Below are 20,624 nucleotides of genomic sequence, written 5' to 3'. Positions count from 1 at the left end.
GACGGTCTTGAGCGTCATACCCGATAGAGGCGGCTCAGGGAAAGGGGACGCCCCGCGGCGGGAGGGTCGACGGGGGCGGTTTCCTCCTTGCCGACGGCCAGCGCGTTGCGGGTGGCCTCCAGCCGTTCGGCGGAGCGCGCCACGGCGTTGGCGCTCCTGCGCAGGCAGTGCAGGCTGCTGACCATGCTGTCCACCGCCGCGCCGCGGCGTTGGGCGGCGCGGGCGGCGGGAGCATCCTCGTCGCCGGGCACGGCGCGCAGCGGCGTCGGTTTCGTCACCAGCAGGGAGGACACCTCCAGCCGCATGGCGTTGTCACGGACCGCGTGGACGCGGTGGACCAGCTCGGCGAGGGAGATGTCACGGCAGAGGCCACGGCACCACAGGGCGCCGGTTTCCGACCGCATACAGAATCCGCAGCCCGTCTCCTCGCTCCACAAACGCTTGGCTGTGTAGACCGACATGCCCCACCTCGTTTTTCCGGCTCCAGCAAAGCGCTTGAGAGGGCCACGAGGCAAAGCGTCTTTGGCGATACCGCTCTGTGGGGAGGCCGCAACGCCCCTTCTTCGAACGGAGCCGCGCGAAGGGCTTGGAAGACAGGCCGTTCGGCAGCACCCTTACGGACGACAGCCCAAGCGACAGGAGCGCGGACCGTGACCAGCGAAGCCCCAGACCGGCCCATCCTTCAGATCGAATATTGCCGCCAGTGCCGCTGGATGCTGCGCGCCGCCTGGATGGCGCAGGAGCTTCTGACCACCTTCGAGGACGAACTGGGTGGCGTCACCTTGATGCCCGGCACAGGGGGAATCTTCGAGGTGCGGCACGGCGCGGCTGTGGTCTGGTCGCGCAAGGAGGAGGGCCGCTTCCCCGACATCACCGAGTTGAAGCAGCGGGTGCGCGACCACATCGCTCCCGACAAGCCCCTGGGCCATGCCGACCGCAAGCGGCCGGCGGACCCCTGAAAAATGTTTAGCGGACGGCCTTCACGTCGGTGACGGCCACCGTCTGCTTGGGCGGCGCGGCGCCGAAGCCCTGCTCCAGCAGTTCGGCGACCTCGCGGTCGCGGGAGGCGGCGGTGGTGCCGCCCAGCACGACGGCGACCAGACGCTGGCCGTTGCGGCTGGCGCTGCCGGCGAGATTGAAGCCGCTGAGATTGATGAAGCCCGTCTTGATGCCGTCGTAGCCCTCGACCCGGCCCAGCAGGCGGTTGTGGCCGGGGACCACCGTGCCGTTCCAGTCGAAGCGCGTGCGCGAGAAATAGGCGTATTCCCGCGCCGGGCGAGCCACGACGGCGCGCGACAGGCGGGCCATGTCGCGGGCGGTGGTGCGCTGCTCCTTGTGCGGCAGGCCGGAGGCGTTGCGGAAGGTGGTGCTGGTCATGCCCAGCGCCTGCGCCTTGGCCGTCATCATCTCGGCGAACTGCTCCTCGCTGCCGCCCAGGGCCTCCGCCAGCACGACGGCGACGTCGTTGGCCGACTTCACCGTCAAGGCGAGGATCGCGTCCTCCACCCGGATGGTCGAACCGACGGCGAGGTTCAGGCGCGAGGGCTTCTGGTTGGTGGCGTGGCGCGACACCGGCAGTTCCTGGTCCAGCCGCAGCGTGCCCCGCTCCAGCGCCTCGAAGGTCAGGAGCAGGGTCATCATCTTGGTCAGCGACGCCGGGTAGGTCAGCGTGTCGGCGTTCTCCGAATCGAGAACCCGGCCCGACTGCGCGTCCATCAGCACGTAGGCGTGCACCGGACGGAAGACGGCGGCGCCCGCCACGGTGCCGGCGGCGGCCCCGGCGGCGACGCGGCCCGCGCGGCGCGCCTTGCCCGTGCGGTGGACGGCGGCCTTGCGGACGGCGGCCTTGTGGGTGGCGGCCTTGTGGGTGGCCGATTTGTGGACGGCTGCCTTGTGCACGGTCCGGACGGCGGCGGGCTTCGCCGCGGTCGTCGGGGACGCGGCCTTCTGAGCGGCCGTCTTTGCGGTGGGCTTGGGCGCTTGCTTGCGCACCGTCTCCTGGGCCGCCTTGGCGAGGGCGTCCGCAGGGTCGAAGGCGACAGGCGTGGCGACGGCCAGGGATAGAAGCAGCGGCAGGACGAAACCGTACGGCGAACGCGGCATGATGGCGACCGGATGGAGAGATGGTCGCCTCCTGTACCCTGAAAGCGGTTAACAAAAAATGTGTCGAATCTCTGGCGCCTTGTGTGATTTTGCGGTCCCTGCGTGAGCGGGGCCATTTACCAATAGCCGGACGGTCCTCTCCCATTGCCTGTGTCGCAGCGGCAACGCCGCTGTGCACATTGTGGCACAGAAGCCTCATCGGGCGCGATGTCACTTGTGCCGCGCCGCCGCGGACGGCAGATGTCTTATGCCGAAAGGGCGCTGGTTCCCGCGTGTCGTCCGTGCGACCTCACGTATGGACAGGGCCTTTCGTTAGCCGTCTGTTCATCGCCGCGTGGGATGCTTCGATTATGCTGACGACCATTCGCACCTGCGCCCGGCCTGCCCTCGGAGCGAGGGTGGCGGCGTGCCTCCTCGCCGGGCTGCTCGCCCTGCCCGCGCAGGCCGCGCCGTCCACCGCTACGGGCACCTCCTCCACGGGCCGGGATGTCGTGGGAACCTGGATCGCGCGGATCGATCAGCGCGCCACCGAACTGGAGGCCATGCCCCGCGTGCAGCAAACGCGCGTCGGCTATGGCTCCGTCCTGAAGAAGGGCGACGGCGGCATGGTCGACGTGGTGGCCCCCGGCCCCATGCGCCCGTCCGACGTGCCGGAGGGCACCGCCCCCGCCGCCGGGGCGGTGCCGACGATCGTCGTGACGCCGCCCACCGAACCGATCCCGCAGGCCGATCCGTCGGCGACGCCCGGCAACGCGCTGAGCGGAACGGCGACGCCTGGCACGGTGGTGGAGGTGCTGCCCCCGCCCCCGGCCCTGACCATCCAGGTGCGGGCGCGCACCGCCGACCGTGTCGGCCGCCTGTCCACCCGGCTGATCGAACTGGGCTTCCTGAACCAGGAGCAGTGGACGGAGACCTTCGACGACACTCTGGAGGTGGCGGTCCGCGCCTTCCAGCTCTCCGAAGGGCTGATGCAGGACGGCAAGGTCGGCGAGGTCACGCGCCAGGCGCTCGACCGCACGCCCAAGGAGGCCGCCAAGCTGATGCGCGGCGCCACGGCGTCGATGCGCGCCTTCCAGGCGTCGGTCCCGGACACGGTGATCCTGGTCAACCTGCCCAGCCAGACCGTGTCCTACATCGAGCGCGGCAAGCTGAACTTCACCATGCGCGCCGTGGTCGGCCGCCCGTCGCGCCAAACCCCGCTGCTCCAGGACCGCGTCACCAGCGTGACGATCAACCCCACCTGGACCGTGCCGCCGACCGTTCTGGTCGAGGACAAGCTGCCGGTGCTGCGCAAGAAGGGCAACACCGGCATCAAGGACGCCGTCGTCTATCTGGACGGGGTCGAGGTGGTGCCGGAGAGCATCAACTGGTGGCAGGTGACGCCGGAGCGCATCCGCATCGTCCAGAAGCCCGGCGACGACAACGCCCTCGGCCGCTTCCGCTTCAACCTGACCAACGGCGACGGCATCTTCCTGCACGGCACCAACGATCCGCGGCTGTTCGAGCGCGACCTGCGCGCCGCCAGCTCCGGCTGCGTGCGGCTGGCCGATGCACGGATGGTCGCGGAGACCCTGCTGCGCCCCGCCAAGCTCGACTCCGCGGCGATCGAGCGGCAGCTCGACAGCGGCAAGACCAAGACGGTCTCCCTGCCCAACGCCGTCCCGGTCCGCTTCGTCTACTGGACCTCCACGGTGGAGACGGACGGCACCGTGCGGGTGCATCCGGGCATCTACGACGACGTGCCGACCAGCTCGTCCGCTCCGTCGGCCAGCCAAGCCCCCGCCGCCGCGGGAACCGTCTCGGCCCCGCGCCGGGTCGAGCCGAAGCCCGTCCGCCCGACCCCGGCCGCCGCCCCGCAGCCGGCCCCGGCGCCCGCCCAGTCCTCCTCCACGACCACCCCGGCCCGCGCCGCCGACACGCGCAACGGGGCCGAGGCCGTCCGCACGGCGATGTGACGGCGTCGCGCAGGGCCACGCTTCTGAAAACGTAGAAAAGGCGCCATCTCGACGGCGCCTTTTTTCGTACCCATCTTTCTTACGGCGGCGCCCCGTCCCGCGCCGCGGCGGAGGTGCGCCATGATCCCCTTCCCGGCTTCAGCGCGGCTGTGCGCGCTGCTCCTGCCCGTCCTTCTGATGATCCCGGCTCCGGTGTTCGCCGGCGGCTGGCATGGAGGGAATTTCTTCGGCTTCAGCATTTCGCTGCCGCTGGCCTTCGGCTTTCCGCCCCCCGTCTATGTTCCACCGCCGCCCGCAATCTATCCGCCCGCAATCTATCCGCCCGTGGTCTATGTACCGGTTCCCCAGCCCGTTCCGGCAGCACCGCTGGCCACCCGGACCTCACCCACCTATCTCGGCCCCGGCGGACGCTATTGCCGCGATTTCCAGATGCCCGGCGTCGTCGGCGGACGCCCCGCGACGCTGGTCGGAACCGCCTGTCTGGACCCCGACGGGCAATGGCGGGTGATCGGCTGACGGAACGGGCTGCGGGCAGGCAACTCTATCCGCAATATCGGGATATCCCCAGAAGCTGTGGGTAACTCTGTGAGCGAATCCGGGGGCAACCTGTGAGCATGGCCGTGAATCCACGGCCCTGACCAAATTGCCTAAATTTCAGGCACTGCTGAAATGGCGGAATTGCCCGGCTTTTGTGGATTTTGACGGTTCCAAACGGGTCCGGAAAAACAAAAAAGCAACATTCGCAGAGTCAAGCACGGCGTTCAGGTGAATGTGCATAACTTGGGCTAACCCGGACCATTGGCCCCACCCACCGTTTCAGCCGCAACGCCCGGTTTCACGCACCCAGGCGGGCCAGCAGATCGGCCAGCCGGTGCCGTTCGTCCGCGGACAGGCGCCCGGTCAATTCGGCCTCCGCCCGTGCGATGGCCGGTCCGGCCGCCTCCACCACCCGGCGCCCGCTGTCGGCCAGCCTGACGAGGTTGCGGCGGCGATCCAGGCTGTCGGGGCTGCGCAGGAGATAGCCGCGGTCGATCAGCCGCACCACCACCCCCTGCATGGTGGCGGGGTCCATCGCGATGCTGCGGCCCAGTTCGATCTGCGACATCGGCCCATGCTGGTGCAGGGCCGCCAGCGCCGCCCATTGCGGCGCCGTCAGGTTGAAATCGGTCAACGCATCGCTCAGCATCGCCGTGGCGCGCTGATGGACGCGGCGGATGCGGCTGTGGATGGACTCGGCGGGGACGGTGCAAAGGGCGACGTCGCAACCCTCCCTGCCGTCGGCACCATCGTTGCCGGCCATTTCGGTCGGGAAAGCCATGAACGCGACGGCCTCGTGTCAATGAACGACACTTTGGCCTTTAACACCGATCTGTGTCGGTTGTGTTTCAGGAGCGGCTTACTACGTTACCGTTTTGAAATATGACGAATGCCCGGGTCACTCCGCCGCTTGATGGATCGCCGCCGCCCGGTCCTGGGCCTCCCGCCGCTCCAGATCGATGAGTTCGACCATTCGGCGCTCGACGGCGACCAGATACTCACGGGTTTCCAACCCGCGGCATTCCCGGCTGTGCCGGCGCAGCAAGGTGATGGCCTGGTAGGAGGGGGTACGGCTCCACGGCATGGTCGGCTCACGCGGAAGGACGGTGGTGGGGGCACCTGTTACAACAGAGAAATATTACGCGAATGCGAGAGGCGCCATGAAAATTCTTCGTTGCGCATGGGACCCAGCTTTGCTCGGAGCGGTTACGTATGGCGGAGTCCAGACGCATCGCGCTCAGGCCTGCGTGCCAAACGGGATGCCTGTGGGAGAGGCGATGCGCATGGTCACGTCCGATTCGTTGATGGTTGTGAGCGCGCTCGCCTTTCTGGTGACGGTGATGTCATGATCCGACGCCCCTGCGCGCCGTCGTGACTACCTTGCACTGCGCGCTGGCCGGCTTCCTTCTTCGGCACCGTTGAGGAGCACCCCGGTTCCGAAGCAAAATGGAGTTATCCGGCCCGTTAGTCGTTGCATCTCTGCCCCCATGTGGCATGAACACCTGGTGGAGTTTGAAGAACATCCACCGCCGACGGCCCTGTTCCGGCTGCCGCCTGCGCCGGTTCGGCCTGTCCGGGCGCAAGGGTGGCGGCTCTCCTTCATCAGATTCTCTTGGCGATGCCCCATTATCTGCGTCTGTTTCTCTTGCTCGTGGCGGCCGTGGTGCCGCTCGCGGCGCTCCAGTTCATGACGCAGCACAGCTTGCGGCAGGATCGGGAGAACGAGGTGCGGAACGACACCCTGCGCCTTCTCGACCTGTTGGACGCCGAGCAGCAGCGCATCGCCGCGGAGGCGCGGCAGGTGCTGGCGACCATCGTCGAGTCCGGCGTGCCGCAGGCCGGAGCGCCGGACTGCCAGCCGACCATGGACCGGCTGCGCGCCCGCTATCCCGCCTATCTGTCGGTTGAGGTGGCCGACCGGGAAGGACGGGTGTGGTGCGCGACCGATCCGGTTTCGCTGGGCGTCAATCTCGGCAGCATCCGCACCTTCCAGAACGCGCTGACCACCGGCGCCTTGACGACGGGGGAGTACGGGCTGCGCGATCCCAACCGGCGCCCCATCCTGCCCTTCCGGCTGGCCTACCCAGCGCCGGCCGGCGGGCCGGGCGGCGTGGTGACGGTGCTTCTCGACGCCCGCTGGCTCGAAGAGAATTTGGGCAGCCGCCCCCTGCCTCCGGGCATGGAGATTGTGATCGCCGACCGCCAGGGCCACGCGGTGGCCCGCCTCCCGGAGACGCCCGACGCCATCGGTCATCCCCTGCCCACAGCCATGCTCCAGGCCATGCACGCGGCGCGGGGAACACGGTCGGCGGCCGTCTTCGACACCGGCGGAACGGAGCGGATGGTGGTGTCCGCCCCCCTGGACACCGGCACCCGCGAATCGATGATCGCCATCGGGATCGACCGCGACGCCGCGATGCAACCGGTCCGGGACGCCATGCTCTTTTCGCTGGCTCTGTTCGGCGGCGTGCTCCTGCTGACCTGCCTGGGCGCCGCCTGGGGCATGCGGCAATTCCTGCGCGTGCGCGAACGGATGCTGGAGACCGTGGTCGACAAGGCGTCGGTCCTGGAGAGCACGACGGACGCCGTGGCCGAACTCGACCGGTCCTGGCGGATCGTCTTCGTCAACGAGCGGGCACGGACCCTGCTGCCCGATTCCGGGGAGGCCATCGGCCGGAACGGACGCCAAGCCTTCGCGGAACTGATGGCCGGCGAGTCCGGCCGGACCCTGCAGCAGGCCATGGAGAGCCGCGAAGCGGTGGAGTTCGAGACGCAGGGGCTGCGCAGCGGCGTCTGGTTCGCCGTCCGTGCCTTTCCCTCGCGCAAGGGTCTGGCCCTCTACTTCCGGGACGCCACGGACCGCCGGCGCCTGGAGGACGAGCGCACGCTCCTGACCCGGCAACTGGAGGCGGAGCGCAGCCTGCTGACGGCCATTCTGGACCATCTGCCCTCGGGGCTGCTGGTGGCGGAGGCGCCGAGCGGGCGGATCGTCAAGGTCAACGACACGGCGCTTCGCCTGCTCGGCGGACCGCCGCCGCCCGTCGCCGGCTGCGGCTGCGACGGCACGCGGGCCTGCAACGGCGGCGCCTGCTTCGGCGATGGGCGTTGCCCGCTGTCCCGCGCCCTGCGGCAGGGCGAGACGGTGGAGCAGGAGGATTTCCCCTACACCCGGCCTGATGGCACCGCCATGACCCTGTCGGTGAGCGCCACCCCGGTTCGTGCCCCCGATGGGCGGGTGACGCTGGCGATCTGCACGTTGCGCGACGTCGGCGAGCGCAAGGCGATGGAACTGGCGCTCCAGCGCGCCAAGGAGGAGGCCGACGAGGCCAACCGCGCCAAATCGAAATTCCTCGCGGCGGCCAGCCATGACCTGCGTCAGCCGATGCAGTCCATGTTCCTGTTCACCGGCATCCTTCACCGCTTCATCAGCGACGAGCAGGGGCAGCGCAGCCTGGACATGCTGGAGCGCGGCCTGGACACGCTGAAAGGGCTGCTGGACAGCCTGCTGGACGTCTCGCGGCTGGACGCCGGGGCGGTCGATCCGCGCGTGGAGCCCTTCGCCCTCAACAGCCTGCTGGATGAGATCGCCGCCTCCTACGCGCCGATCCTGGAGAGCAAGAAGCTGGCCTTCCGCATCGTGCAGGACCGCACGGCGACGGTGCGCAGCGACCGCGTGCTGCTGGGCCGCATGGTGCGCAATCTGCTGGAGAACGCCGTCAAGTACACCGAGCGCGGGGCGGTGCAGATCGCCGTCCGGACCCTGGACGACACGGCACCGGGCGGTCTGGCGCGGATCGAGGTCAGCGACACCGGAATCGGCATCCCGCCCGACCAGCTGACCCGGATCTTCGCGGAGTTCCACCAGATCAACAACCCGGAGCGGGACCGGGCGCGCGGGCTCGGCCTCGGCCTCGCCATCGTGCAACGCCTGTCGGCGATCCTCGACCATCCCGTGGAGGTGAAATCCCAGCCGGGCCGCGGCTCCGTCTTCGCCATCACCGTCCCTCTGGCCGCCGTGGAGGCGCCGCCGCCGCCGCCGCCGACCGCCTCCCTCTTCACCGGCGGCCGCGACGCCCCGCGCGCCCTGCTGGTGGACGACGACGCCATCGTCCTGCTGGGGCTGCGCGATATGTTCCGCGAATGGGGATACGAGGTGCTGATTGCCGGCTCCGCCGACGAGGCCGTGGCGAAGGTCGAGGCGGACGGCCGCACGCCCGACGTGATGCTGGTCGACTACCGCCTGCGTGAAGGGCGCGTCGGAACGGAGGCGGTGGTGCGCGTCCGCGCCATGGCTGGATGGGACATGCCCGCCATGATCCTGACCGGGGAAGCCGGTCCGGAATGCGAGACGGACGCCGCCGCGCACGGGCTGGAGGTGATTCGCAAGCCGGTGACGCCGCGCCAGCTCCGCCGCGTCCTCGACCGCGCGATGGCGAAGCAGTCCAAACGGATGGCGGACAGCATGACCGGTGCGGAGGGCGAGCGTCTTCCGCTGTAGAAGGCTCCCGGCCGCCGGATAAGAAAGCGGCCCGCCGTCCGGTTGAACGGCGGGCCCTTGAGGTGCAAAACAGGGAGGCACACGCCCTTGGGGCAAGCTGAAGATAGCAACGGCGCCCGCTCCGCGCGAAAGGGGGGAAGTCGTAGCGTTCGGCGTGTTCGGAGTGCACCGAAGGGAGCGGACGCTCTCCCCCGAAAAAATGATGGCCTCGAAAGATTTCGCTTGAGCGCCGACGGCGGCACGGCTATATCAGCGCTCCCGCGTCGCCCCAAGGGATGCGGGACAAAGAGCAGACGATGCGCTTGTGGCGGAATTGGTAGACGCGCTAGGTTCAGGTCCTAGTGGCTGAAAGGCCGTGGGGGTTCGAGTCCCTCCAAGCGCACCAACACTTCTTGTGTTGGTCTGATATTATAGTGGGGCCATAGCTCAGCTGGGAGAGCGCTACAATGGCATTGTAGAGGTCAGGAGTTCGATCCTCCTTGGCTCCACCATCATGAAGCCAGCAACCTTGACGGGTTGCTGGCTTTTCCCTGTTCTGCGCCCTTCCCCTTTCGGGCCGGTGCCGACAAGGCGTCACCGGGCATTTCGGGAATAGGCGCTCCGCCTCCGCTTTTGAATGCATCGCGCCTTCTACCACCCGTTCAGTTGACGGGACATCGGCTTGCGGCGGGGGCACAACAGGCCATTTTCAGTGTTCTAAAGCACAGATGCCGTCAGGAGCGTGCCTTCATGAATCCCCGGTTGCTCGCCGAGGTGCTGGAACCCGTGCTGAACGCCGCGGAGAAGGACGACGCGGCGATGCTCGACGCCGTGAATTTGTCGGCGGAGGCGTTGGCCGCGCTCGGCGCGGTCATCCTCGACCGCGACGGGCGCCCGGCCGACGGCGTGTCCGACGAACGCGCGGTGGTCGCCGCGCTCAACACCCACGCCCACACGCTGATGCAGTGCGGGCGGCTCGACGACGTGGTCGAGGCGCTGCAACTGGCCGAACGGATCGGCCGGCTGGGCCGCCTGCCCCACCATCCGCGCATGTCCGACGGCTAGCCACCTACGGTTAGGCGGGAGGAACACCGAACCGCCCCGGTTGTTGTGCGAGCCGTGCCGCCCAACAGGGGAGACGTGTCTTGCCGACAGCGCCCAAATCGAACGCTTTTTCCGGCCCCATCGAGGGCGAGGCCCTGTCCCTGCTTCAGGACAAACTGCTTCCCGGCTTCCTGACCGGACGGCGCTGGTACGCCGCCAAGGACGCCGGCACGCCCCGCGTGCGCATCGTCGATGCGCTGCCCTTGCCCCTCGCCTCCGGCTCCGCCCAGCTTTGCCTGCTGCGGGTGGAGGCCTCGGGGCGCGAGCCGCAGCTCTACCAGCTTCCCCTGGTGCTCGACCGCGGCGGCAAGAGCGATTCCGCCGATCCCTTCGCCATCGCCGGCCCCGAGGCGCTCCCCTGGACGGGCAGCCTGCGCGACGGCTACGGCGACGAGGAGGTGGTTCGCGCCCTGCTCGACGGCATCCGCAAGGGCGGGGAGAGCGGGGGCCTGCGCTTCGGGCAAAGCCGCGCCCTCGACGCCGTGAAGGACGCGTTGGGCAACGGCGCGACGCTGCGCTGGGCCGGAGTGGAGCAGTCCAACACCTCCGTCCGCGTCGGCGACTCGGCGATCCTGAAGGGGCTGCGCAAGCTGGAGTCCGGCACCCACCCGGAATTGGAGGTCGGGCGCTTCCTGACCGAGGTCGCCGACTTCCGCAACACCCCCGCCCTGCTCGGCTGGGTGGAGCGCACGGGCGACGGCGAGGCCGCCACCCTGTGCATCCTGCAGGAGTTGGTCCCCGACGCCCGCGAAGCCTGGAGCCACGTCACCGCCGCCCTGGCGGAGCGCGTCAAGCGCTTCGACGACGAGAAGGCGGACGACGTCGCGCTGATGACCTTCATGCGCCGGCTGGGCCGCCGCACCGCGGAGATGCATCGGGCCCTCGCCACCCCCGGCGGCGGCGACGCCTTCACGCCGGAGCCGGTGACCCCCGCCATGCTGACGGGTTGGGCGGACGGCGTCCGCACCCTCGCCCGCCGCGTCCTGGGCCAGCTGCGCGAGGCCGCCCCGCGGCTGAACGCCGACCTCGCCCCCTACGCCGCGTCGCTGGCTGACAGCGAGGCGACGGTGATGCGCCAGATCGAGACGCTGACGCCGCCGCGCGGCACCTTCCACGCCATGCGCGTGCACGGCGACTATCATCTGGGGCAGGTGCTGGCCGGCAAGGACGACCTGTTCATCGTCGATTTCGAGGGCGAGCCGATGCGCCCGTTGGCCGAACGGCGGGCCAAGCACTGCATCCTGCGCGACGTGGCGGGGATGCTGCGCTCCATCACCTACGCCGCCGCCGGGGCGCGGGCCACCCTGCCCGCCGACCTGGACGAGACGGCGCGCGGCGCCCGCACCGCCTGGCTGAACTGGTGGGAGGGCGAGGCCGCATCCGCCTTCGTCGCCGGCTACCGCGAGGCCATCGGCGATTGCCCGGGCTGGCCCACCGACGCGGCCACCGCCACGCAGCTTTTGAAACTCTTCCTGCTGGAGAAGGCGCTCTACGAGATCGGCTACGAGCTGGCGAACCGGCCGGACTGGCTGGCCATCCCGCTGGCCGGGGCGATCGGCATCCTGGGCGCCGACGCCGGGCCGGAGGTGGCCGACCGCGCGTCCGGCCCGGTCGGTCTGGCCGCCCCCGGCGCCACCCGTATTGGCGAGGCGCGGGCCCACGCCATGCCCTTCGGCGCGCAGGTGCAGCCCGACGGCTCCGTCCGCTTCACCCTGTGGGCGCCGGGGACCGAGCAGGTCTCGCTGTGGCTGGAGGACACCCAGGCCCTGCTGCCCATGGTGCGGCGCGCCGACGGCTGGTTCGAATGGTCCACCGCCCAGGCTCAGGCGGGCAGCCGCTACCAGTTCGAGCTGCCGGACGGGCTGCGCGTGCCCGACCCGGCCTCCCGCCACCAGCCGGAGGACGTGCACGGGCCGAGCGAGGTGATCGACCCCACCGTCTTCCGCTGGACCGACACCGCCTGGACCGGCCGCCCCTGGCACGAGACGGTGCTGTACGAGCTTCACGTCGGCACCTTCACCGAGGAGGGCACCTTCCGCGCCGCCATCGACAAGCTCGACCACCTCGTCGAGCTGGGCGTCACCGCCATCGAGCTGCTGCCGGTGGCCGATTTTCCCGGCGCCCGCAACTGGGGCTATGACGGGGTGCTGCCCTACGCCCCGGACGCCGCCTATGGCCGGCCGGAGGACCTGAAGGCGCTGGTCGACGCCGCCCACGCCAAGGGGCTGATGGTCTTCCTCGACGTCGTCTACAACCATTTCGGGCCGGACGGGAACTACCTCCACGCCTACGCCAAGGCCTTCTTCACCGACCGCCACAAGACGCCCTGGGGCGACGCCATCAATGTGGACGGGCCGCGCAACGCCACGGTGCGCGACTACTTCATCCACAACGCGCTCTATTGGATCGAGGAGTTCCACATGGACGGGCTGCGCTTCGACGCGGTCCACGCCATCCTCGACGACAGCGACAAGCTGTTCCTTCAGGAGCTGGCCGAGCGCGTGCAGGACGCCGTGCGCTGCCGCCGCCACGTCCATCTCGTTCTGGAGAACGACGAGAACGAAGCCCACCTGCTGGAGCGCCACCCGGAGGGCGACCCGCGCTGGCACACCGCCCAGTGGAACGACGACCTGCACCACTGCCTGCACGTCTGGGCGTCCGGCGAGGACGCCGGCTATTACGCCGACTACGCGGGCGACGCGGTGAAGCTGGCCCGCGCCATGGCCGAGGGCTTCGCCTTCCAGGGCCACGCCTCCTCCTACCGCGGCGGCGAGGCGCGCGGCGAGCCGTCGGCGCATCTGCCGCCGACCGCCTTCGTCACCTTCATCCAGAATCACGACCAGATCGGCAACCGCGCCTTCGGGGACCGCATCACCCGCTTCGCGCGGCCCGAGGCGGTGCGGGCGGCGAGTTCGCTCTATCTGCTGGGGCCGGGCGTCCCGATGCTGTTCATGGGCGAGGAATGGGCGTCCGATCGCCCCTTCCCCTTCTTCTGCGACTTCGCCGACGAGCTGGCCGAGGCCGTGCGCAACGGCCGGCGGGAGGAGTTCGCCAAGTTCCCCGAATTCCAGGACCCTGCGGTGCGCGACCGCATCCCCGACCCGACCGCGCCGGAAACCTTCCAGTCGGCCAAGCTCGACTGGGACGACCGCGACCGGGGTGAGCACGGGGAGTGGCTGGACTGGTACCGCCGCATCCTGGCGGTGCGCCGCAAGGAGATCGCGCCGCGGCTGGAGAACGCGCCCGGCGGAGCGTCCAGCCACGAGGTGATCGACGGGCGGGGCATCCGCGTCTCCTGGCGGCTGGGCGACGGCAGCCGCCTGCATCTCCTCGCCAACCTGTCCGACACGCCGGTGACGGGCATGGGCGAGACGGTGGGCCGTGTCCTGTGGACCGAAGGCGACGGCCTTGACGCTGGAACCATGGCGCCGGTGTCCGTCCTGTGGACCATCGAGGAGACGACGGCGCTCGACCGGCTCGGCGAGCGGATGGGGATCGAGACGCACTACACCGGCGCGTCGGGCGAGACCGTGCAGGCGTCGGAGGGCACCATCCGCGCCCTGCTCGCCGCCATGGAGGTCGACGCCGACGACCCGGAGAAGGCGCTGGAGGCGCTGGAGCGGCGCGAGCTGTCCCGCCCACTGCCCCCGGTGGCGGTGCTGCGCATCGACCGCCCGCCCTTCTCGGTCACCGTAACCCTGCCGGAAGGCAGCGGGACGCTGCGCTGGACCCTGACGCTGGAGGACGGGGGCGACCGCAGCGGCGAGGCCGATTTCGGCGACCTGCCGCTGGTCCGCAAGGCGGGCGTGGGTGGGCAACACTTCGAGGTGCGGCGCCTCGACCTTGGCGCGGCTCCGGCGCCCGGCTACCACCAGCTGCGGCTGGACGTCGACGGCCTGCGGGCGGAGCATCCCGGCCTGGAGACGACGGTCATCGCCGCCCCCGCCACCTGCCACCTCCCCGCCCCGCTCCAGATGGGCGAACGGATCTGGGGCCTGTCGGTACAGCTCTACGCCCTGCGCTGCGCCGGGGATTGGGGGATCGGCGACTTCGGCGACCTCGTCAACGTCGCGGAGATGGCGGCGGCGCGCGGGGCGGGCATCGTCGGGCTGAACCCGCTGCACGCCCTGTTCCTCGACCAACCCGATCAGGCCAGCCCCTATTCCCCGGCGAGCCGGCTGTTCCTCAACCCGCTCTACATCGACGTGCTGGCGGTGCCGGAACTGATGGGCTGCGCCGAGACCCGCGATCGGATCGCGGACGAGAGCTTCCTTGGCGCGGTGCAGGCGGCGGGGGCCGCCCCGCTGGTCGATTACGCCGCCGTGGCGGCGCTGAAGCTGCCGGTCCTGGAACGGCTGTTCGCCCATTTCCAGACCGAGGGCAGCGCGGAGCGGCGACGGGCGCTCGCCGCCTTCCGGGCCGAGCTGGGCGAGGGGCTGGACCGCTTCTGCACCTTCCAGGCCCTGCGCGAGCGTTTCGCCAAGGACGGCACGCCCGACTGGCGCCGCTGGCCGGAAGAGTATCGGGACGCCACCTCCCCCGCCGTCCGCCGCTTCGCCGAGGAGCAGCGGGAGCGCATCGGCTTCTTCGTCTGGCTGCAATGGCTGGCCGACAGCCAGTTGCAGGCGGCGGCGGAGCGGGCGCGGGAGCGCGGGATGGCCGTCGGCTTCTTCCGCGACCTCGCGGTCGGGGCGGACAGCGGCGGGGCGGAGACCTGGGCCGACCCGCATGTGGTGGTGGCGCAGGCCCATGTCGGCGCCCCGCCCGACCTGTTCAACCCGGCCGGGCAGGACTGGGGCCTGCCGCCCTTCCACCCCCACGCGCTGCGCGAGGGTGGCTACGCCCGCTTCATCGAGCTGCTGCGCGCCAACATGCGCCACGCCGGGGCGCTGCGCATCGACCACGCCATGGCGCTCCAGCACGTCTACTGGATACCGGAGGGGCATCCGCCCTCCGAAGGGGCCTACGTCGCCTACCCGATGGACGACCTCCTCGGAATCCTGGCCCTGGAGAGCCAGCGCAACCGTTGCCTCGTCGTCGGCGAGGATCTGGGCACCGTGCCCGAGGGATTCCGCGAGCGCATGGCGGAGGCGGGTGTCCTGAGTTACCGGGTGATGTTCTTCGAATGGACCGAGGACGGCGGGTTCCGCGGCTCCGACGACTACCCCTACACGGCGCTCGCCACGGTGGGCAGCCACGATCTCGCCACGCTGCGCGGCTGGTGGGAGGGGCACGACATCACGCTGAAGGAGGAGCGCGGCCTGTACCCGGCGGAGGGCGAGGCGGAGCGCCAGCGCGACCGCCGCAAGGCCGAACGCGCCCGCCTGCTGGAGGCCCTGGCCGACGCCTTCCTGCCGCTGCCCGCCAGCTTCGGCCCCGACAGCCCCTACGGCGAGGCGTTGGGCCACGCGGTGCACGCCTTCCTGGCCCGCACCGGCTCGGCCATCGCCATGGTCCAGATGGACGACCTGACCGCCGAGCTGGAGCAGGTGAACCTGCCCGGCACGGTGGACCAGTACCCCAACTGGCGCCGCAAGCTGCGCCTCGCGCTGGAGGACATGGCCGACTGCCCGCAGGCCGGCGCCATCGCCGCCATCATGGCCGCCGCCCGGCCGGCCGCGGTGGCCGCCCGTCCCTCTCCCGCCCCGGGAGAGGGTGGCCGCGGAGCGGCCGGGTGAGGGTACAGCCGATGAACAGCCCCTTGCCCGTCGCCGGCACCCTCCCCCTCCCGCCGCTCTGCGGCGGGCCCCTCCCTCTCCCGGGTCGGGAGAGGGGCTTTCACCGTTCCTGATTCAGGAGACCAACCCATGGCGGCGGACGCCGATAAGCCGATCCCCCTGGCCACCTACCGCGTGCAGCTGCGCGCCGAGTTCGGCTTCGACCGCACCGCCGGAATCGCCGACTACATGGCGCGGCTGGGGGTCAGCCACCTCTACGCCTCGCCCTACATGAAGGCGCGGCCGGGCAGCACCCACGGCTACGACATCGTCGACCACAACGCCCTGAACCCGGAGCTGGGCAGCGAGGAGTCCTTCCACGCCATGGTCGAGGCGTTGAAGCGCAACGGGCTGGGCCAGATCCTCGACTTCGTGCCGAACCACATGGGTGTTGGCGGGTCGGACAACGGCTGGTGGCTGGACGTGCTGGAATGGGGGCCGGACAGCCCCTACGCTGGCTATTTCGACATCGAGTGGGAGCCCGACCGCCGCTACCTGCACGGCAAGGTGCTGGTGCCACTGCTGGGCGACCAGTTCGGCGCGGTGCTGGAATCCGGCGGGCTGGAGCTGCGCTTCGACAAGGAGGTCGGTGGCTTCGCCGTCTGGGCCTACGGCACCCACAAGCTGCCCATCCGGCCCGCCGATTACGGCACGATCCTCGGCGACGACCACCCGGACCTGGAGCGCATCGGCGACGCCCTCCGCCATCTCGACCAGGTGCGCCCGCACCAGATCCGCCGCGCCAACGCCCTCAAGGCGGAGCTGGCCGCCCTGGTCTCCGAGAAGCTCGACGTCGCCGAGGCCGTGGAGCGCCGGCTGAAGCGCTTCCGCGGCGAGGAGGGCGAGCCGGAGAGCTGGCGCCGCCTGACCGACCTAATCGCCGCCCAGAACTGGCGCGCCGCCTATTTCAAGGTGGCGGCGGACGACATCAACTACCGCCGCTTCTTCAACATCAACGAACTCGCCGGCCTGCGCATGGAGGAGCGGGAGCTGTTCGACGTCGCCCACCGGCTGGCCTTCAAGCTGGTCGACGACGGCACGCTGGACGGGCTGCGCATCGACCACATCGACGGCCTCTACGACCCCAAGGGCTATTGCGAGCGGCTGGCCCAGGCGACCGAGCGGCCCTTCTATCTGGTGGTCGAGAAAATCCTGGCCCGCCACGAACGGCTGCGCGAGGACTGGCCGATCGACGGCACCACCGGCTATGAGTTCGCCAACCTGATGGGCGGGCTGTTCGTCGACCCTAGGGGGGAGGAGGCCTTCACCCGCCTCTACGCCGACTTCACCGGGCGGCGCGAGAGCTTCGACGAGGTGGTGCGGACGAGCAAGATCCGCATCATGGACAGTGAGATGTCCAGCGAGCTTCACGTGCTGGCCCGGCAGGCCTCGCGCATCGCCCGCGCCAACCCGCGCACCGCCGACTTCACCGCCAACATCCTGCATCAGGCGCTGAAGGAGACCATTGCCCGCTTCCCGGTCTACCGCACCTATGTGGACTGGCGCGGCGTGAGCGAGCTGGACCGGCGGAGCATCGACTGGGCGATCACCCAGGCGCGCAAGGCCGACCCCAACACCGACGGCTCCGCCTACGACTTCCTGCACAGGCTGCTGACCACCGATCTGGTGGCCCAGCCGCGCAGCGGCTACAGCCGCCAGCAGGTGCTGCGCTTCGCCATGCGCTTCCAGCAGTACAGCGGCCCGGTGATGGCCAAGGGGCTGGAGGACACCGCCTTCTACCGCTACAACCGGCTGGCCGCGCTGAACGAGGTGGGCGGGCATCCCGAGCATTTCGGGGTCGGCACCGCCAACTTCCACCACGCCAACGCCGAGCGCGCCGCCCGCTGGCCGCACGCCATGCTGGGCAGCACCACCCACGACACCAAGCGCGGTGAGGACACCCGCGCCCGCCTCTACGCCCTGTCGGAGATGCCGGAGGAGTGGGAGCGCCAGATCCAGACCTGGAGCCGCCTGCTGCGCGCCCGCCGCGGCGACGTGGAGGGCACCGCACCGCCCGACCGCAACGACGAGTATCTGTTCTACCAACTCCTCGTCGGCGCTTGGCCGGCGGAACTGACCGGGGCGGACCCCGCCGGCCTCGACCCGCAGGCGATGACGGAGTTCGCGGAACGCCTCACCGACGCCATGACCAAGTCGATGCGCGAGGCCAAGGTGCACACCACCTGGGCGTCGCCCAACGAGGCCTACGAAAGCGCCATGACCAGCTTCGTCCACGACGCGCTGGACGTGTCGCGCAGCACCGCCTTCTTCGACGCCTTCCTGCCCTTCCAGGCGCGGCTTGCCCGCATCGGCATGGTCAACGGGCTGACCCAGACCCTGCTGAAGCTGACCAGCCCCGGCGTGCCGGACATCTACCAGGGCTGCGAGCTGTGGAACTTCAGCCTCGTCGATCCCGACAACCGGCGCCCGGTGGACTACGACGCCCGCCGCCGCCTGCTCGACGAGGTCGAGGGGGCGGCGATCGGCGGCCTGCTGAACCGCTGGCAGGACGGTGCCGTGAAGCTGTCGCTGACCCGGCGCGCCCTGGCCCTGCGGGGGGCCATGCCCGACCTCTTCGCCAAGGGCGAGTACCTGCCTTTGGAAGCGACGGGCGAGCGGGCGGAGCATGTGGTGGCCTTCGCCCGGCGGCTGGGCGACGAGACCGTCGTGGTCGCCGCCCCGCGTCTGGTGGGGGCGCTGGGCGAGACCCCGGACTGGGGCGACACCTCCGTCCCGCTGCCGCGCGGGCAACGCTGGCGCAACGCGCTGACCGACGGGACGCTGGAGGCCGCCGACGCGGTGACCGCCGCCGACCTGTTCCGGGACTTCCCCGTCGCCCTGCTGGTGCGGGAGGGGTGAGTTCCATGGACCGCAACCCGCCGCCGCGCCGCGCGCTCGTTCCCATCGACCAGCGGCTGATCGGGAGCGATCCCGGCAAGCCCGCCGTCTTCGGGACCGTGCTGTCCGGCGCCCCTCAGGAGAGCTTCCTGAACCTCTACGACAGTGGCGGGGGGCGGTTCGCCTGCGGGGTGTGGCAATGCACGCCGGGCACCATCGCCATGACCGACTGGCCCTATGAGGAGTTCTGCGTGCTTCTGGCCGGGCGGGTGGTCATCACCCCCCGGGACGGTGCGCCGCAGGAGCATGGGCAGGGTGACGCCTTCGTCATTCCCCGAGGCTTCACCGGCGTCTGGGAGGTGCGGGAGACGATCCGCAAATACTACGCGATCGAGAAGCCGCTCGGACCCCGTGCCGCCGCCCGGCAGTTGCTGCGCGCCCCTCTGTCGCTGGCCCGGCGGCTGTTGCGGCGGGGCGAGCCGGCACTGGCCCGCGAGGGCTTTTGAAAGCCGGCCCGTGGGGGCTCCTGAAGAAGGTCACCGGACAGGGCTGCCTCACAAAATACCCGATTTCTTCGCTCGGGATTGATCGAATCCCTTCGCCACGCGTTATTCCAAAGGACAGGCGCCCGAACCGAGCCCCCAATCGAGAAACGAGAGGCGCCTCATCGGACCATTCCTGCACCACGGGACGCGACCACAGACGGACGGGAGACAAGTCATGAGCGATCATCGCCAGTGGGTCGAGTTGGACCCCAGCAACGGCTCCGAAAACACCAAGCCGCAGGACGGGCAATCCGCCGCGGCCCCTGCGCAGAACTCCGCGCAGCCGGCGGAAGCCCCGGCATCGGGCGGTCCGGAAGAGACTCCGGACCGCTGACCAACGGTCATTGTCTAAGGGCACTGTTTAAAGCATGCGAAAATGGCAGGGCGGTGCCTCAGGGCTTCAGCCCTGCCGCCGCATGGGCTGTTGCACGGGTTGGGGTGCGGTCTGCGGCGCCGGCTGCGGCACTGCGGCGGGCACGCGTTCGGGCCGCCCGAACAGTTCCAGCGCCGGGGGGATGGAGGACGGGCGCAACCCCGCCAGGATTTCCCCGACGGCCCCGACCGCATCGACCAGCGCGTCGGGCATCACCGGCTTGCGCAGCAGGCCGACCGCGAAGTCGCGCGCCTCCTCGCCGCGGTGGTCGAAACCGGTGATCAGCAGGGAGGGGATGTTGTGCTCCTCCCACAGCTTGCGGGCAAGCGTCAGCCCGTTCTCACCTCCGGCCAGATAGACGTCCACCAGGGCAAGATCCGGCCGTTCCCGGACCCCCAGCCGCGTCGCCTTGGCGGCGTCGCGCAGAGGGCCGACGACCGTGTATCCGGCATTCTCCATCACAGCCTTGATGGCGGGCCCGATCAACGGGTCGTCTTCGACGACGAGCAACTTCACGGCATCTGTTCCTTGTTGGCGGACGGCACGGACCGACGTGGCCCGCAGCGCCCATGTTTGTCGATGCGGTGCATCAATCAAGGGGCTGATTGCGCGCAATGGAACGAGCCCGCGGGGCACCGAATGGGCAGTGCCATCCGGAGAAGCGAACCCGCCACCCTCTTTGCGTGTTTGAGACAGTCCAAGCGTGATGCAACCTCCGTGGGAGTTCTGCATGAAGTTCATCGAATTCACCGACCGCGCCGGGGCACCGGTCCTGATCAATGCCGCGGGCGTTCTCTACCTGCGCGGCACCGAGGGGGAGCGGACTGAAATCACCTTCGCCGGACGCTCCGAACCGCTGGTGGTCGCCGCCCCGTTGGACGAGGTGGCCCGGACGCTGGAAGACGCCACGCCGATACCACCCGACCCCACCCTGGCGCTCGTCTCGTGACCGGTTGGCATAATAGGCCGGTCGTC

Annotated in this window: 15 protein-coding genes and 2 tRNA genes; 12 read left to right on the top strand and 5 right to left on the bottom strand. The window is 70.0% G+C overall.

The genetic code is table 11. The features are described from left to right. Positions 1-14: 14 nt before the first annotated feature. Positions 15-461: a hypothetical protein gene (locus DS837_RS24040; RefSeq protein WP_149167041.1), complete on the bottom strand. Its 447-nt coding sequence runs from the start codon at positions 459-461 to the stop codon at positions 15-17. Positions 462-650: 189 nt separating this feature from the next. Between DS837_RS24040 and DS837_RS24035 the strand changes: the two genes are divergently transcribed. Further along, entirely contained in the window at positions 651-959 is a 309-nt protein-coding gene (locus DS837_RS24035) for an Rdx family protein (protein WP_149167040.1), read from the top strand. Between the two features lie 7 nt (positions 960-966). Here the strand turns inward: DS837_RS24035 and DS837_RS24030 are convergent, their stop codons facing one another. Continuing rightward, complete coding sequence (locus tag DS837_RS24030) at positions 967-2,103, bottom strand: D-alanyl-D-alanine carboxypeptidase family protein (protein WP_149167039.1); 1,137 nt, start codon at positions 2,101-2,103, stop codon at positions 967-969. 350 nt (positions 2,104-2,453) lie between these two features. Here DS837_RS24030 and DS837_RS24025 point away from each other — a divergent pair, with 350 nt between their 5' ends. Both DS837_RS24025 and DS837_RS24020 read left to right on the top strand, forming a co-directional pair. Next, complete coding sequence (locus DS837_RS24025; RefSeq protein WP_149167038.1) at positions 2,454-4,058, top strand: L,D-transpeptidase family protein; 1,605 nt, start codon at positions 2,454-2,456, stop codon at positions 4,056-4,058. Between the two features lie 120 nt (positions 4,059-4,178). Further along, the gene (locus DS837_RS24020; protein ID WP_149167037.1) at positions 4,179-4,574 is read left to right on the top strand and encodes a hypothetical protein; all 396 of its coding nucleotides are present in this window, start codon (positions 4,179-4,181) and stop codon (positions 4,572-4,574) included. A gap of 319 nt (positions 4,575-4,893) precedes the next feature. Here DS837_RS24020 and DS837_RS32180 read toward each other — a convergent pair whose 3' ends face one another. Beyond that, complete coding sequence (locus tag DS837_RS32180) at positions 4,894-5,376, bottom strand: MarR family winged helix-turn-helix transcriptional regulator (protein ID WP_170295963.1); 483 nt, start codon at positions 5,374-5,376, stop codon at positions 4,894-4,896. A gap of 117 nt (positions 5,377-5,493) precedes the next feature. Beyond that, entirely contained in the window at positions 5,494-5,679 is a 186-nt protein-coding gene (locus tag DS837_RS24010; protein ID WP_149167036.1) for a hypothetical protein, read from the bottom strand. 534 nt (positions 5,680-6,213) lie between these two features. On the opposite strand from DS837_RS24010, the gene DS837_RS24005 reads away from it, so the two are divergent. The 8 genes from DS837_RS24005 (at position 6,214) to DS837_RS32175 (ending at position 19,610) form a co-directional block, all read left to right on the top strand. Further along, a complete protein-coding gene (locus DS837_RS24005) occupies positions 6,214-9,093 on the top strand; it encodes a hybrid sensor histidine kinase/response regulator (RefSeq protein ID WP_149167035.1) in 2,880 nt (959 codons plus the stop codon). A 298-nt stretch (positions 9,094-9,391) separates the two neighbouring features. After that, positions 9,392-9,478, top strand: a tRNA-Leu gene (locus DS837_RS24000). 30 nt (positions 9,479-9,508) lie between these two features. Beyond that, a tRNA-Ala gene (locus tag DS837_RS23995) sits at positions 9,509-9,584 on the top strand. Between the two features lie 238 nt (positions 9,585-9,822). Next, entirely contained in the window at positions 9,823-10,137 is a 315-nt protein-coding gene (locus DS837_RS23990; protein WP_035677092.1) for a hypothetical protein, read from the top strand. An 80-nt stretch (positions 10,138-10,217) separates the two neighbouring features. Continuing rightward, positions 10,218-15,854: a malto-oligosyltrehalose trehalohydrolase gene (treZ, locus tag DS837_RS23985; RefSeq protein WP_149167034.1), complete on the top strand. Its 5,637-nt coding sequence runs from the start codon at positions 10,218-10,220 to the stop codon at positions 15,852-15,854. Between the two features lie 129 nt (positions 15,855-15,983). Continuing rightward, positions 15,984-18,752 (top strand): malto-oligosyltrehalose synthase, encoded by a 2,769-nt coding sequence (gene treY, locus DS837_RS23980; protein WP_149167033.1) that lies wholly within the window; start codon positions 15,984-15,986, stop codon positions 18,750-18,752. Positions 18,753-18,757: 5 nt separating this feature from the next. Beyond that, positions 18,758-19,237: a cupin domain-containing protein gene (locus DS837_RS23975; RefSeq protein ID WP_247890100.1), complete on the top strand. Its 480-nt coding sequence runs from the start codon at positions 18,758-18,760 to the stop codon at positions 19,235-19,237. 214 nt (positions 19,238-19,451) lie between these two features. After that, entirely contained in the window at positions 19,452-19,610 is a 159-nt protein-coding gene (locus DS837_RS32175) for a hypothetical protein (RefSeq protein ID WP_170295962.1), read from the top strand. A 66-nt stretch (positions 19,611-19,676) separates the two neighbouring features. Here DS837_RS32175 and DS837_RS23970 read toward each other — a convergent pair whose 3' ends face one another. Further along, a complete protein-coding gene (locus DS837_RS23970) occupies positions 19,677-20,165 on the bottom strand; it encodes a response regulator (RefSeq protein WP_149167031.1) in 489 nt (162 codons plus the stop codon). Positions 20,166-20,379: 214 nt separating this feature from the next. On the opposite strand from DS837_RS23970, the gene DS837_RS23965 reads away from it, so the two are divergent. Continuing rightward, entirely contained in the window at positions 20,380-20,598 is a 219-nt protein-coding gene (locus DS837_RS23965; protein WP_035683641.1) for a hypothetical protein, read from the top strand. Positions 20,599-20,624 lie beyond the last annotated feature (26 nt).

The organism is Azospirillum brasilense (assembly GCF_008365405.1).
Lineage (GTDB): Bacteria > Pseudomonadota > Alphaproteobacteria > Azospirillales > Azospirillaceae > Azospirillum > Azospirillum brasilense_D.
Note: the sequence above shows the minus strand (reverse complement) of the source record. Positions and strands in the feature narration are given on the sequence as shown.